General features: G+C 64.1%; 15 protein-coding genes. 13 read left to right on the top strand and 2 right to left on the bottom strand.

Going from position 1 to position 14,332, the window contains the following annotated elements; genetic code table 11:
• Positions 1–823 (top strand): DNA translocase FtsK (locus ACO48X_RS08195; RefSeq protein ID WP_485001595.1); only part of this gene is annotated, 823 nt, incomplete at its 5' end.
• 103 nt (positions 824–926) lie between these two features.
• Here ACO48X_RS08195 and ACO48X_RS08200 read toward each other — a convergent pair.
• Positions 927–2,249 (bottom strand): CapA family protein, encoded by a 1,323-nt coding sequence (locus ACO48X_RS08200; RefSeq protein WP_485001596.1) that lies wholly within the window; start codon positions 2,247–2,249, stop codon positions 927–929.
• Between the two features lie 196 nt (positions 2,250–2,445).
• Between ACO48X_RS08200 and pgsA the strand changes: the two genes are divergently transcribed.
• The 11 genes from pgsA to ACO48X_RS08255 all read left to right on the top strand — a co-directional run bounded on the left by pgsA (position 2,446) and on the right by ACO48X_RS08255 (position 12,277).
• Positions 2,446–3,039 (top strand): CDP-diacylglycerol--glycerol-3-phosphate 3-phosphatidyltransferase, encoded by a 594-nt coding sequence (gene pgsA / locus ACO48X_RS08205; RefSeq protein WP_485001597.1) that lies wholly within the window; start codon positions 2,446–2,448, stop codon positions 3,037–3,039.
• 19 nt (positions 3,040–3,058) lie between these two features.
• Entirely contained in the window at positions 3,059–3,634 is a 576-nt protein-coding gene (locus ACO48X_RS08210) for a CinA family protein (protein WP_485001598.1), read from the top strand.
• 102 nt (positions 3,635–3,736) lie between these two features.
• Positions 3,737–4,135, top strand: a complete 399-nt coding sequence (locus ACO48X_RS08215; protein WP_485001599.1) for a helix-turn-helix domain-containing protein — start codon at positions 3,737–3,739, stop codon at positions 4,133–4,135.
• The gene (locus ACO48X_RS08220; protein ID WP_485001600.1) at positions 4,122–4,358 is read left to right on the top strand and encodes a DUF3046 domain-containing protein; all 237 of its coding nucleotides are present in this window, start codon (positions 4,122–4,124) and stop codon (positions 4,356–4,358) included. The genes ACO48X_RS08215 and ACO48X_RS08220 overlap by 14 nt, the downstream gene beginning before the upstream one ends.
• A 297-nt stretch (positions 4,359–4,655) precedes the next feature.
• Positions 4,656–5,702, top strand: coding sequence for a recombinase RecA (gene recA, locus ACO48X_RS08225; protein WP_485001601.1), 1,047 nt, complete (start codon positions 4,656–4,658; stop codon positions 5,700–5,702).
• Positions 5,692–6,216, top strand: coding sequence for a regulatory protein RecX (locus ACO48X_RS08230; RefSeq protein ID WP_485001602.1), 525 nt, complete (start codon positions 5,692–5,694; stop codon positions 6,214–6,216). The genes recA and ACO48X_RS08230 overlap by 11 nt, the downstream gene beginning before the upstream one ends.
• A gap of 22 nt (positions 6,217–6,238) precedes the next feature.
• On the top strand, positions 6,239–7,783 hold the full coding sequence (gene miaB / locus ACO48X_RS08235) for a tRNA (N6-isopentenyl adenosine(37)-C2)-methylthiotransferase MiaB (protein ID WP_485001603.1): 1,545 nt from the start codon (positions 6,239–6,241) through the stop codon (positions 7,781–7,783).
• A 23-nt stretch (positions 7,784–7,806) separates the two neighbouring features.
• Positions 7,807–8,730: a tRNA (adenosine(37)-N6)-dimethylallyltransferase MiaA gene (gene miaA, locus ACO48X_RS08240; RefSeq protein WP_485001604.1), complete on the top strand. Its 924-nt coding sequence runs from the start codon at positions 7,807–7,809 to the stop codon at positions 8,728–8,730.
• A gap of 217 nt (positions 8,731–8,947) precedes the next feature.
• Positions 8,948–9,961, top strand: a complete 1,014-nt coding sequence (dapF, locus tag ACO48X_RS08245; protein WP_485001605.1) for a diaminopimelate epimerase — start codon at positions 8,948–8,950, stop codon at positions 9,959–9,961.
• A 451-nt stretch (positions 9,962–10,412) separates the two neighbouring features.
• A complete protein-coding gene (locus ACO48X_RS08250) occupies positions 10,413–11,816 on the top strand; it encodes a hypothetical protein (RefSeq protein ID WP_485001606.1) in 1,404 nt (467 codons plus the stop codon).
• A 5-nt stretch (positions 11,817–11,821) separates the two neighbouring features.
• The gene (locus ACO48X_RS08255) at positions 11,822–12,277 is read left to right on the top strand and encodes a hypothetical protein (protein WP_485001607.1); all 456 of its coding nucleotides are present in this window, start codon (positions 11,822–11,824) and stop codon (positions 12,275–12,277) included.
• Between the two features lie 145 nt (positions 12,278–12,422).
• Here the strand turns inward: ACO48X_RS08255 and ACO48X_RS08260 are convergent, their stop codons facing one another.
• A complete protein-coding gene (locus tag ACO48X_RS08260; RefSeq protein ID WP_485001608.1) occupies positions 12,423–13,073 on the bottom strand; it encodes a class I SAM-dependent methyltransferase in 651 nt (216 codons plus the stop codon).
• Between the two features lie 379 nt (positions 13,074–13,452).
• On the opposite strand from ACO48X_RS08260, the gene hflX reads away from it, so the two are divergent.
• On the top strand, positions 13,453–14,332 hold an 880-nt coding region (gene hflX, locus ACO48X_RS08265; RefSeq protein ID WP_485001609.1), incomplete at its 3' end, for a GTPase HflX.

Here is a 14,332-nt window from a genome sequence, read left to right on the forward strand (position 1 = left end):
CGAGCTCGCCGACCTCATGATGGTCGCCCCGCGCGACGTCGAAGCCTCGATCCAGCGCATCACGCAGCTGGCGCGCGCCGCCGGAATCCACCTCGTGCTCGCCACGCAGCGCCCTTCGGTGGACGTCGTCACCGGCCTCATCAAGGCAAACATCCCCTCGCGCCTGGCATTCATGACCTCGGCGCTCGCGGACTCCCGGACGATCCTCGATCAGTCGGGGGCGGAAAAGCTCATCGGCCAGGGCGACGCGCTCTTTATGCCGGCGGGCGCATCGAAGCCCATCCGCCTCCAGGGCGCGTGGGTGGACGAAGAAGAGATCGAGCGGGTCGTCGACCACGTCAAGGCCCAGCTCTCGCCGCGCTACCGCGACGACTTCGAAGAGGTCCAGGAAGCCAAGAAGCAGCGGGAGGAGATCGGCGAGGACTTGGAGATCCTTCTCCAGGCGGCCGACCTCGTGGTCACGAGCCAGTTCGGTTCGACCTCCATGCTCCAACGCAAGCTGCGCATTGGGTTCGCCAAGGCCGGGCGCATGATGGACCTCCTCGAGCAGTACGAAATCGTCGGCCCGTCCGAAGGGTCGAAGGCCCGCGACGTCCTCGTTTCGCCTGAGTACCTCGACAATGCGCTCGCGATGCTGCGCGGCGAGCGGCAGAGCATCTTCGACGACGACGCCCCCGCCGAGCGGGCGGACGCCGTCGAAGGAGGGCAGCCCGACCCGGTTCTCGAGGGGCACGGCGTCTCCGAGGCCCAGAACTGGCACGACGACGAAGACGACCCCTACGGGGAAGACGGAGAGGACGCCTGGCAGCTGACGGGAAGGTGAGAAAGCGGCGGGAAGCCAGCACAGCCGGAAGGCGTTGGGCGCCGCCTCGCCGTCAGCGCGAGGGCGAAAAGGATCGGGTGCGCCGCCGAGACGGCGCACCCGGTCACTTTCTCTCGTTGCCGACCAGCCGCCCCTGAGGCTTCGGCGCCTCTGTGCGTTCGCTCTGGCTGCCCGTCGCCATGACGGGGTAGACGGACTTCTCTCGCGCCTCAATCTCCGCCCGGCTGAGGGTCATGCCCTGCGGCCGCGCGCCCTTCTTGAGCTCGGCCAGGGGGAAAACCCTGAATGTCCGCTGATCCTGGGCCAGAGTGGTCCATTCGAGGCGCGTGACGCGGGGCTTTCCTTTCGCCGGGACCTCGACCGTCGCCGTCGTCATCAGCCCCGTCACCACGCCGTAGCCGTGGTTCTCGACGAGCTGGCCTGAAATGGTGTTGCCCATCGACCACACGACCGGCATCCCGCGGCCGTCCGGTCCGCCCTTGAGGGTGGTCACAGGTTCGGCCACGTGCGAATGGTTGCCGAAGACGAGGTCGATCTCCCCGGAATCTGCCAGCTCCCGGCCGATCTTCTTCTGTTCGGCGATCGGCTGCGTGACGTACTCGGCGCCCCAATGCATGGAAACGACGACGATCGACGCCCCGGCCTTTCGCGCGCGTTTTGCGTCCGCAACAAGATCCTTGACGGCCCTGCGCCCCTGATCGCCGACGACGTTCCACGACCATTCCTTCCCTTTGGGAAAAGGAATTCCGTTCGTCAAGGTGGTCGCCGAAAGATGGGCGACGATGACGTCGCGCCCGCCGGAGCGCATCGTGTAGTACTGGATCTTGGAGGACTCGTCCCGCGTCCGCGCGGTGCCGGCGTGGCCGAGGCCGACCCGCTCGAAGTTGTCGATTGTCGACGAAACTCCTTTGAATCCGCGGTCCATCGAATGGTTGGTGGCGAGCGCGCAGCCGTCCCACCCCATGGCCTTGAGCGAGTCGGCGATTTGCGGCGGCGATCCGAAGGCGGGGTAGTTGGACGGCTTTTCGCCCGGCGGGACGATCGGAACCTCCAGGGCGCACAGGGACAGGTCAGATCCTTCGATCCACGGCTGGATTGCCTTGAGCAGCTTCGTGTAGTCGTAGCCCTCCGCCGTCTTCGCGTGATGGTTGACCGACAGGTGCAGGAGGATGTCCCCGCCGGAGGCAATCGTAAAGCGAGTGGCCGATTGAGGTTTCTGAGCCCCCGTGGGCTTCGTCGACGTCGAACCGTCGGCCGAGCCCGAAGGCGCCGGGCGCCCCGGGGAAGAGGCGGACGGATTGGCGTTCGGGCCCCCGGAGGCCCCGTATCCCGGCACGAAGACGAGGGCCGCGGCGGTCGCGGCGGCCGTCGCCAAACTGAGGCCGACGAACTTCCGGCCCAAAAAATTCTGCATGCGTGAAGTCATAGAGTTTCCTTTTAAAGAAATCCTATCGTGGTCGCTTCGCCGCATCGGAAAGGGATTCCGGTTAAGGGAACCTATACCCATGGAGAACCATGGTTAGCCGGAGTGAAAGCAGGCGCAGGGCGGCATCGGCCTGCATCGGCGCCCAAACCGTCAATCGGATACCCGCGGCGGCGAGCGCCCGGGTATCCTTGCTTGCGTGAGTAATAGCCACGGCGAGGACGCGGCAAAAGCGCCGCTGCTCAACATCGCCAACGTTCTGACCGTTATCAGGCTGGCGCTCGTGCCGGTGTTCGTCGTCGTCTATTTGGACGACGCCCCTGTGAGGTCGGCGTGCGCCTGGGCAGTGTTCGCCGCGGCCGCCTTCACGGACAAAGCCGACGGATACCTGGCGCGCAGCCGAAATTTGGTGACCGACTTCGGGAAGATAGCCGACTCCATCGCGGACAAGGCCTTGATTTCCAGTGCGCTCATACTTCTGTCGTGGCACGGGCGCCTTTACTGGTGGATCACAGTGATCATGATCGGGCGGGAGCTGCTCATCACCGCCATGCGCATGACGGTCGTCAAAAAGAAGGTCATGGCGGCCGGGCGCGGGGGGAAGATCAAGATGTTCTTCCAGTCCATGGGGATCGCGGGCCTGCTCATTCCCTGGGCCTCTTTCCTCCCCGGGGCTCTCGCGAAGGGATTGCTGTGGACCAGCTACGCGATGATCGGCGTGGCGCTTTACTACTCGGTGGCCTCGGCCGTCGAGTACGTCGCCGAGGCCAGAAAGATCGCGCGCGGTGAGTGAGGCCGAGCGGCGGCGTGAAATGCGCGATAGGTCTGGCTGCGAAGTCACCGACGAGGATCGCGCCGCAGCCCCGGCTGAGGCTTGCGGCGCGGCGCCGGCTGAGTTTTCCGCCGCAACGCTCGAGGGCGTTCGCGGCGCAATCGCCGAGATGGCCGAGCGGTCGATGACTCTCGCCTGCGCCGAATCTCTCACCGGCGGAGCGCTGTGCTCGGCTTTCGTCGAGATTCCGGGCGCCTCCGCAGTGCTTCGGGGCTCCGTCACCGCATACGCAGTGGATCTCAAAGCCTCGATTCTGGGAGTCGATGGCGAATTGCTTCGAACGAAGGGGCCTGTGGAAGAGCGTGTCGCCCTCGATATGGCGCGCGGCGCCTGCGGGCTTCTGGGGGCCGACGTCGCCCTTGCCACCACCGGCGTCGCCGGGCCGGGCCCGGCAGACGGGCATGCGGCCGGAACCGTGTGGGTCGCATGCGCGGGAAAGCTGGGGGAGCGCGCGCGTCTTTGCCGTTTCTCCGGCGGCCGGTCGGACGTCCGAGCCCAGTCCGTCAAAGCGGCCGTGGACCTTCTGGCAGAGCTTCTTTGCATGACTCCCAGGTAATGCTCAGAATCGGTTGGTAAAAATACAGTCAGGAACGGTGAAGCTCGCTTTTCCGAAAACCAGGCGGGAACAAATTTGTGACCGACCGCGTTGAAGAAGGTGATGACCATGGAGCTACGTACCGGCGTCAACCGGAAGTTTGAGAGCGCGCCCCGAGTCGCCAATCGCCCTGTGCCTGCGGAGCAGGCGCTTTTGCGTCGCGAACTCGGCGAGGTGCTACGTGAATACAGGCAGCGCCAGGGTCGGACGTTGCGTGAAGTCTCCTCTGATGCGAGGGTCTCGCTCGGTTACCTGTCGGAGGTCGAGCGCGGGCAGAAAGAGGCTTCGTCGGAGCTGCTGTCGTCCATTTGCAAGGCGCTCAACGTGCCTCTGAGCCATGTCTTGCGCCTCGTCGCCGACCGCGTCGATTTTGCCGAAGGCCGCGTGCCTCCGCGGATGCGCGTTCCCGACTCGGTCCCCGAATCGCTCGTCCGTTCAGAGCTCGAGAGTGCGCGAATCTGAGTTCTGGGCGAATCTTGAATGGGCCTTTCCCCGAGGAAGAGGCCGCAGTCTTGCCCAGGACCTTTTTCTGAGCGAGCTTGGCGGCGCGAGTCCCGCCGAGGCGTTGAGGGAAGGCCAAGCCCCGCAAGCCGTTTGGAATGCGGTGTGCCAGGCGATGGACTTGCCTGAGAGCTACAGGTTTCTCCATCGCATTGGGTCCGACGACCGGGAGCGTTTGCCCTAGCCTTCCCCGCTCTCTTTCGCAATGTAGGTTATGCTGCGCCTGCCCGATGCCGCGGAAGGGTGCGGAGTTTCTTTCTCAAGCGGCGTTTTCGACACGCTGCAATAAATATGACTCGAACGCGTGTGCGGTGTACTGTGGTGCACGGGCTGCGCGGGCGGCCTACTTATCAACAGGTTTGGAAAGTAGGCCGCTTTTGTGTCGGAGGTCGGACATAGCGTAGTCCCAGACGGCCGCTCGGCGAGGGATGGCCGCGACGAAGACCTGCTCTGTCCACCCACTCGACACAAAGGAATGAAGATGGCAGCTAAAAGCGAGGACCGCGCCAAGGCCCTGGATGTGGCCCTGTCGCAGATTGACCGGCAGTTCGGCAAAGGATCGGTCATGCGTCTGGGCGACCACGTTCAGACGAAGATTCAAGTGATTCCCACAGGGGCCACGTCGCTTGACGTCGCATTGGGCGTGGGAGGCCTTCCGCGGGGAAGGGTCATCGAAGTCTACGGCCCGGAGTCTTCGGGCAAAACGACGGTTGCCCTTCACGCCGTGGCGAATGCCCAGAAAAACGGCGGCATCGCGGCATTCATCGACGCGGAGCACGCCTTGGACCCCGAGTACGCAAAGAAACTCGGCGTCGACACCGACGCCCTCATCGTTTCCCAGCCGGACACCGGCGAGCAGGCCCTCGAGATCGCCGACATGCTCATCCGCTCCGGCGCGTTGGACATCATCGTCGTCGATTCCGTGGCCGCGCTTGTGCCCAAGGCGGAAATCGAAGGCGAAATGGGCGATTCGCACGTCGGCCTCCAAGCTCGCCTCATGAGCCAGGCGCTTCGCAAGATCACGGGCGCTCTGTCGGCTTCCGGCACCACCGCCATTTTCATCAACCAGCTGCGAGAGAAGATCGGCGTTTTCTTCGGAAATCCCGAGACGACGACGGGCGGCAAGGCCCTCAAGTTCTACGCCTCTGTGCGCCTGGATGTGCGCAGGATCGAAACCCTCAAGGAGGGCTCCGAGCCGGTGGGCAATCGCACTCGGGTCAAGGTCGTCAAGAACAAGATGGCCCCTCCCTTCAAACAGGCGGAATTCGACATCATGTACGGTCAGGGAATCTCCCGCGAGGGATGCATCATCGACATGGGCGTCGACGGCGGCATCGTCCGCAAGTCGGGGGCCTGGTACACCTACGACGGCGATCAGCTCGGCCAGGGCAAAGAGAAAGCGCGGCACTTCCTTCGGGACAACCCCGAGATCGCCGATGAGATCGAAGGCAAGATCCTCGTGAAGATGGGGATCGCGACCGAGCCAGACGAGGGAAAGGACGTGCAGAATGCGGCAGATGAGGTCTGACGTCATGGAGCTGAGCCGGTCGGAATGGCTCGAAAAGGGACGCGCGATCGTCGTTCGGCAGCTGTCGATGATGGACCGCTCCCGCCGCCAGCTCGACGAGGCGATGGCCAAGCGGGGCGTTCCTGACGACGTGCGCAGTGAGGTCCTCGATCGCTACACCGAGCTCGGGCTGATCGACGACGCCCATTTCGCCGACGCGCTCGTGCAGACTCGGTTGGCGGGAGCGGGGACGTCGCGCCGCGTCATCGCCGAGGAGCTTCGGCGAAAGGGCATCGACGCGGACATCGTCGAGGCCGCGGTCGGAGTGATCGACGACGCCGAAGAACTGGGCACGGCGACCCGTCTTGCTCTCAAGCGCCTCGAACGGGGAAGCGGGGACCGCGCAAGCCTCCAGCAGCGAGTTTACGCCGCCTTGACGCGGCGCGGTTTTTCCCACGACGTCTGCTCGACCGCTTTGCGGCAGGCCAACGAGCTGTTGGGGGCCGAAGATTCCGCAGCGAGCTGGACGGATTGAAAGTGGACTAGACTTACTCGCGATGTCAGCTGTAGAACTCCCGCTTACGTATGCAATTCGCACGCTCGGATGCCAAATGAATGTGCACGACTCCGAGCGTTTGGCCGGCCTCCTTGAGAACGCCGGCTATGTCCCCGTCGCCGTCGTGCCCGAAAAGGCCGCGCGGGCGACGGAGGCGGGGGACCAAGGCGCGGACGTCGTCGTCGTCAACACTTGCAGCGTGAGGGAAAACGCGGCGACCCGCCTTTTCGGCAATCTCGGCCAACTGGCGGCGGTCAAACGCGAGAGGCCGGGCATGCAGATCGCCGTCGGCGGCTGCTTGGCGCAGCAGATGCGCGGCGGGATCATTGAGAAGGCGCCGTGGGTCGACGCCGTGCTCGGCACCCATAATCTCGACGTCCTTCCCGCCCTCCTCGAGCGCGCGCGGCACAACGCCGAGGCCGCGGTCGAGATCGAGGAATCGCTCAAGGTGTTCCCGTCGACGCTTCCCACCCGCCGCGAGAGTGCATTTGCGGCTTGGGTGTCGATCTCCGTCGGGTGCAACAACACCTGCACGTTCTGCATCGTGCCGCATCTCCGAGGCAAGGAACGCGACCGAAGGCCCGGGGAGGTCCTCGCTGAAGTCGAAGCGGTCGTCTCCGAGGGTGCCATCGAGGTGACTCTTCTGGGCCAGAACGTCAATTCGTACGGCGTGGGCTTCGGCGACAGGCAGGCTTTTGCCAAGCTGCTGCGAGCCTGCGGCGAGATTGAGGGATTGGAGCGCGTGCGCTTCACCTCGCCGCACCCGGCCGCCTTTTCCGACGAGGTCATCGCGGCGATGGCGGAGACGCCCTCGGTTATGCCCTCCTTGCACATGCCGCTCCAATCGGGTTCGGACCGGGTGCTTCGCGCCATGCGCCGCTCCTACCGCTCCTCGCGTTTCCTCGGCATCCTGGACCGGGTTCGCGCGAGAATGCCCGAGGCGGCCATCACAACCGACATCATCGTCGGGTTTCCGGGCGAAACGGACGAGGACTTCGAGGCAACCCTTGACGTGGTCGAACGTTCGCGCTTCGCCTCCGCGTACACTTTCATCTATTCGCCGCGCCCGGGGACTCCGGCGGCGGACATGGACAACCAGGTCGACCCCGAGGTCGTCTCCGACAGATATCGCCGACTTGTCGCCCTTCAAGAGCGTATCTCGACGGAGGAGAACAAAGCGAAGGAAGGCTCGGCCGTCGAAGTGCTCATCTCCGAAGGAGAGGGGCGCAAGGACGCCGAAACCGAGCGTGTCAGCGGCAGGGCGGCGGACAACCGCCTGGTCCACGTCGCCCTTCCCGCGGGAATCGACGCGGGGGACCGACCTCGTCCGGGGGACATGGTTCGCGCCGTCGTCACTCACGGCGCCCCGCACCACCTCGTTGCGGATTCGGCGCTCGCCGGGGGGCTTTTCGAGGTTCGCAGAACTCGGGCGGGCGAGGCGTGGGCCGCACACCGGCGGCGCACGGAGCAGCTGACCGCCGAGGCCGAGGGCCGCGCCCCCGTTTCCCTCGGAATGCCGACGATTCGCAGGCGTTCCGCGCCCTGAGAAGAGTCTGAAAGGAATCCACCGTGGCGGTGATCGGCATTGTCGGGCCGACGGCGTCGGGAAAAACGGCCCTCTCGCTCGAGCTTGCCGAAGCCCTCGGTGGAGCAGACTCGGTTGAGATCGTCTCCGCCGACGCCATGCAGCTGTATCGGGGCATGGATGTGGGGACTGCGAAAATTCCCCCGGCTGAGCGGCGCGGAATCGTCCATCGCCAAATCGACGTGCTTGACGTCCTCGACGAGGCGAGCGTCGCCGCATACCAGCGCAGCGCTCGGGCCGACGTCGACGCAATCCTCGCCGCGGGAAAGACCCCCGTGGCGGTGGGAGGCTCGGGCCTGTACGTTTCGGGGCTGCTTGACCGGCTCGACTTTCCGGGGCGAGATCGCCGCATTCGCGCCGAGCTCGAGTCGCTGCTGGAGAAGGAGGGCCCGGGGCCGTTGCTCGAGGAGCTTGCCCGCAAGGACCCACAGGCGTACGAGGCCATGGATTTGGCTAACACCCGCCGTCTGGTGCGGGCGCTTGAGGCGATCCGGGTGACGGGCAGGCCCTACACTCCGCGCTTTCCCCGGCACACCGCCCACTATCCGAACGTTCGCCTCTTCGGGGCGTTCCGCGGCTCCGACGTGCTCAACGCGGCGATCGACCGCAGGGCCAAGGAGATGATGGCCTCGGGGCTCGTCGAAGAGACGCGCGAGCTCATGGGCCGCGGGCTGGCCGATTCTCCCACCGCCGGAAAGGCGACCGGATACGCCGAGGCGATGGCCGTCATCGAGGGTCGGATGCGAATCGAGGAGGCCGTCGAATCGATGTGTCTGGCTACGCGGCGGCTCGCAAAGAAGCAAACAAAATGGTTCAGGGCCGACCCGCGAATCGAATGGCTCGATTTGAGCGGCGGCGACGTTCCTCGTGCGGTCGGCGAAATCTTGCGCGCCCTGGAGGCGATGTGACGGGTTTGCGCAAGGGGCGGGCGGCTTTGCCCGCGAGGGCCGGATTGACGAGGCAGCGGGCGTCGCAGGCCGTCGATGGCGAAGGTTTTTCCGCGAGGGCGAGACGCCTCGGACGCCGGTCTCAAGCCGCGTGCGCCAAAGGGCGGAACGGCTTCGGCCGCGTCCAAGGCGACGTCCCTGCCGACAAGTCGGAAGCCAGAGTGGGTAGAGTGTATCCGTGATCATTCCGCAGCTCGAGGGCAGGACCCTCACGAAGGCACACGGCACCGGCAACGACTTCATTCTTGTGCCTGACTTCGCAGGCACGCTCGATCTGCCGGCCGAGGCCGTCGCTTCGGTATGCGACCGCCATTTCGGCATCGGCGCGGACGGGCTCATACGCGTTGTGCGCACCGCCTCGGTTCCCGAGGCGGCCGACGTCGCCCGGGACTTTCCCGAAGCGGAATGGTTCATGGACTACCGCAACGCCGACGGCTCCATCGCGCAAATGTGCGGCAACGGCCTGAGAGTGTTCGTGCACTACCTGCGGGTCCAAGGTGTGATCGACCTCAAGGCAGGCCGGTCCGTGGACGTCGCAACCCGCGGCGGCGTCAAGACGGTTTCTTTCGACGGCGCCGTCTACACGATCGACATGGGCGAATACGGTCTGCCGCGCGGCGACGCCCGAGACGACACGCAAGTGACGGTCCCCGGGGTGGGCAAGCGGCCTGCGTTGAGCGTGACGATGCCCAATCCGCACACCGTTGTGCTCCTCGACAGCGCGAAGGAGCTCGAGGCGGCGCGATTGGCCGAGGCTCCGCGGTACGAGCCGGTACCGCCCGAGGGGACGAACCTTGAGCTCGTGGTCGCCGAACCCGGCGACCAACTCAGCCTCGGCGATCGAGTCAGTTTCGGAGGCCAAGTCGGTCTCGCCGATCAAACCTCTCCCGGAGGCCAGGACAATCGCGCCGATCAAGGCCTTGCCGGCCAACCAGCGAGTCCGTCGAATCCGGCGCTCATGCGCGTGCTCGAGCGCGGAGTGGGGGAGACCCTCGCCTGCGGCACGGGAACCTGCGCCGCAGCTTTGGCCGTGCTTCTCTCACGGGGAAAACGCGAGGGCGAAGTGCAGCTGCGCTCCCCGGGCGGTCCGCTGACCGTGCGCATCGAGGGGGGTCGCGCATTCTTGACGGGGCCCGCGGTGCTCGTCGCCGAGTTCTCGCTCATCGGCGTCGCGGGATACAGCGGAGAATAGGCCTTCGTCGATAGGTTGTCCGCGCCGGAAGGCGGCCTTTGACGGCGTTCTCCTCCTGTTGCGTACGGGTATGTGTATGAGAAATCGAGCTATGAGAGTGCACATAATTGCATTCTACGAAGTTGCTTGCGTCCATATGGGTGCGGTGATAGTCTGTCAATCGACAACCAAAAGGTTGTCGATTGACAATCGGTACAAACTAAATCGTCACGCGCAAGCTGCATCGTCACGCGATCGCAGCTGACGTCCAGCGATGGCGGTGTATAGGGCCCAACGCAGTTCTGAAAAAAGGCGGATTGCGGTTTTCGGATGCTCCGGCGCTCCGGATGTGCGCTTCCAGCGGTCTTTTGCCGCGGGCTTTGTCGCCGTGATCATTTATGAACGACTGTACGACGCACTGTCTGTCGTGTCTCAAATTAATCTACGTATAATTTGAACGAAGCGAGGAGCAATGACTGCATACTCTGACGCCCCTATGCTTGTGGGCAGACTCAAGAAAGCTGCGATCGACGCATACATGCGGTCGTCGTGTGATTCCGCCTTAACTGACTACGAGGTCCACGACGACTACTATATGGTCAGCACTCTCGTCCCTCAGGGGCAGGCTGCTGCACCCTCCGATTCGCAGAGGATCACTCGTCCGGGCGATGACGGCGAAGGAGGCGGACGCACTAACGGTGACAGCACCATGGAGTACGTTCACAAGTTCAATGAAATCAGGGGCGCCATTGACGAAGTCGTGGAGCCTTGGCTCGATCTCCCCGATCCACAACGCATAAACACCGAGAAAGCGAAGGCTTTTGGCGTTGTTGGGATTCTGGCGGCCGACGTCAACATGCAGGCCGGAGCACCCGTTGGGGCGGGGGTCCTGCACAAGGCCTTAGACAGAGTGAATCAAAAGATCAATGATATGAGCGGGGCTACGGTCATGTCTTTCGGTTTGGACTTTATCGACCCACTGCAGGGCGCTGTTCAAGGCATACAGGAAGGAGTCGCGTACTGGGGAGCGAGCTTGGCGGCTGAACAGAAAATGTTCGAGAGCGCACGATCTATCGTGTTAAATGCTATCGAGAAGTCCACCGCGATGTTTAGAGGGGTTGCGAATAGAAGCTATCGAAAGCTGGAATTTGCACTCAATATTGCTAACGAAGCGGTGGAAGCTTTTGACGCCTTCGTCGAGCCAACAGGTTTGTTAAAACATGGGTCGACTGCCGTCAAACTCGGTCTCAAGGGCATGAAAAAGGTAGCTAGTAAGGATGTCAAGGAGGAGGCCCCGGAAGACTACGACTCGGCGATGAAGGCGTTTAAGAGCGCCTTCGAAGCCATAGCGAATCGTGTGAAGCTCGCGGAAGAGAAAATCCAACAGACTCTTATTGACAACTATGAGGTGATGGAGGCCAACCACAAGAGGGTGGACATGTCAATGAAAACGCTTTCGTCGTCGGAGATCGGCAAGGCGGATAAGTTGAAGATCGATATGAACCACATTGACGACATAGTGAACAGAGCGATGCCTAAAGTCTCGGAGTCCCTCGAGGACGCAGCGAAAAAGACATCGGACGTTTTCTTGTCTGACTGCGTCCGAAGGGACCCTAGAGTCGGCGTGGGGGAATCTGGGCCTTCTAAGCAATTCGATCAGCTGAAGGTCCTGCTGTACAAGCTTCTCGCTGACCTGGCGTGGGAATCAAGGACCGGGACAAAGGATTTCGAGCTCGCTGTGCACTACATACAAACGCAGGACGGGCAATCGAAAGCCGCGCTCGATTCCTTTAACGAACAGGTCAGCAAGGGAAGCGGGATCAGGCCCTGGGACAAGAGACCCCACAATGTGAAAGGAGGGTACTCAATATCATGACTTTCATGACCTTAAAACGGTACGTTGTCATCAGAACCATGGTCGTCGCCTTTGCTCTGCTGTGGATGGGCTGGCTGTACTTCAGCCGTCCTGAAGTGACTCTGCCCGCGGGCGCAGAAACATCGTTATGCCATCCTGTCGCCTGGAGATACCAGGGTGAGAACTACTCGTTGTTGACGGGCTTCGATGCGCCCGACTCGGAGCGGATTTGGGACTTTCTCGGCGAGTCCGTCAAAGACTCTAAAGATGCAGAGGAGTACTACCGCAGAGTCGAAGAGAGGATTGACCGTTCCTGCGAGATAGCTCGGTCGGATCGTCGCATGTTCATCAACGTAGCCGCGGTTGTCTCGGTCGGTTTGTTCCTTGCCGTTCCCAAGCCGAAAAGAGCGGAGCGGTCGGAGCGAAACGACTCCGAATCGGGGCCGAATGACTCCGGAAACGCTGAAACAGGGAGCGCATAGGCTTTCAGCGTTCGCAGCCGCGAAGCCGACGTCGGCCCGTCTGAATACGCCGGTCGGCCTCATACATCGTGGTCGGCCTTGGGCCCCGGGGCAATCCCCCGGGGCAGGCGATCCCTCGCGGTTTGCCGTGCTCCGCCGAGGCAGGTCAGCCCCGTTCGTCCGCTGCGGTCTCTTCGCCGTCGCGAGGCGTTCTTGTGACGGCGAAGACCCGGAAGCCTTTCGCGGAGCCGACCTTTTCACAGCCCCACCCTTGGCCGAGCATCCACGAGCGAAGCGAGTCTGCGCCGAGGTTCCTCTGAATCACGAGGTAGGCCGCGCCGTCGTCGGCGAGCCTTTCGATCCACGTCGTCAACAGCTCGTGAAGCCGCGCTTTGCCGATGCGCACCGGGGGGTTCGACCAGATGAGCTGGATTTTCCGCTCGCCCAGGGCCGCCAGCGCCTCGTCAGCGGCAAGGACCCGCGGCGAAAAACCTGCGCGCGCGGCGTTCTTGCGGGTCAGCTCGAGCGCGCGCTCGTTGACGTCCACCGCCCACACGTCCGCGCCCGCGGCTTCCTCGCACAGGGCGAGCGTCAACGGGCCCCATCCGCATCCCAGGTCGATCGCGAGATCTCCCGGCCCGAGGTCTGGTTCGGGCGCCTTGTGCAGCAGCACGGCAGTTCCCTTGTCTACGTGATCGGCGGAGAAGACGCCGCCCGACGTCGCGATCGCGTACTCGCGCCCCCGAAGGCCGACGCGCCGCTCGACGGTCGCATCGTCGGAAGAGGGAGACTGGGAAAAATAATGCTCGTTTGCCACGCCACAAGTCTAGCCTCCGAAGCGGCGAGCCAAGCGAGCGGTGCAGACGCCTAAGCGAAGAGCCGAAGGCGCGGTCCGACGGCGACCGGGCAAGACGGGGCCCGGGCAAGGCGGCGACCGGGCAAGGCGGCGACCGGGCAAGACGGCGACCCTAAGGTGCCGGGAGCGAAGGCGTTCGACATGTCGGGCATGCCGGTTGGAGTCTGGCGCCACGGTGCCGGGAGCAAAGGCGTTCGACATGTCGAGCATGCCGGTTGGAGTTCGGCGGCCTCAGGGTTCCGGGAACAAAGGCGACGCGACGGGGGGAGGGAGAGAGGGAGCAGGGACGTCTCCGTGAAGGGCCTTCCCGCGCGTCGCTTTCATGGGATAATGAGCGTATATGAACGAATCAACGAGCGGAGCGGGCTCCTCTGAATCTCGCATCGACCTGCACACCGCCGAAGGCACCGCCCTGCAGGCGGTGTCCCACGAGGACGCGGGCTGGTCCGGCGACGCACTCGAAAGGGAAGAGCGATCCTCCCTTCAGCGGATCCAGGGCCTGGAAGCGGGAATTTCACGCGAAGAGGGCGTCGACGTCGAATACCGGCAGGTTCGCCTCGAGCGGGTCGTCCTCGTCGGCCTGTGGAGCGAGGGCAGCGCGAGCCAGGCCGAGGAATCCCTGCGCGAGCTCGCCGCACTGGCGGAGACCGCGGGCTCGAAGGTCCTCGACGGTCTGATCCAGCGGCGCGCATTCCCGGACCCGGCAACGTACCTGGGGTCTGGAAAGGCGCATGAGCTTGCCGATCTCGTCGCCTCGCTCGAGGCGGACACCGTGATCGCCGACTCCGAGCTCGCCCCGTCGCAGCGGCGCGCGCTCGAGGACATCGTCAAGGTCAAAGTCATCGACCGCACCGCGCTCATCCTCGACATTTTCGCCCGCCACGCCAAGTCCCGCGAAGGCAAGGCGCAAGTCGAGCTCGCGCAGCTGGAATATCTGCTGCCGCGCCTGCGCGGGTGGGGCGATTCAATGTCGCGCCAGGCCGGAGGCCGCGTGGCCGCGGGAGCGGGTATCGGCTCGCGAGGCCCCGGAGAGACGCAGCTCGAGCTTGACCGGCGGAGGATTCGCACCCGAATGGCCAAGCTCCGCCGCGACATCAAGCGCATGGGCCCCGCCAGGCAGCAGCGGCGAGCGGAGCGGCGGCGCACGGCCACGCCGTCGGCCGTCGTCGTCGGATACACAAACGCCGGGAAGTCCTCCCTGCTCAATCGCCTGACCGGGG

It is taken from the genome of Peptidiphaga sp. (assembly GCF_057238965.1).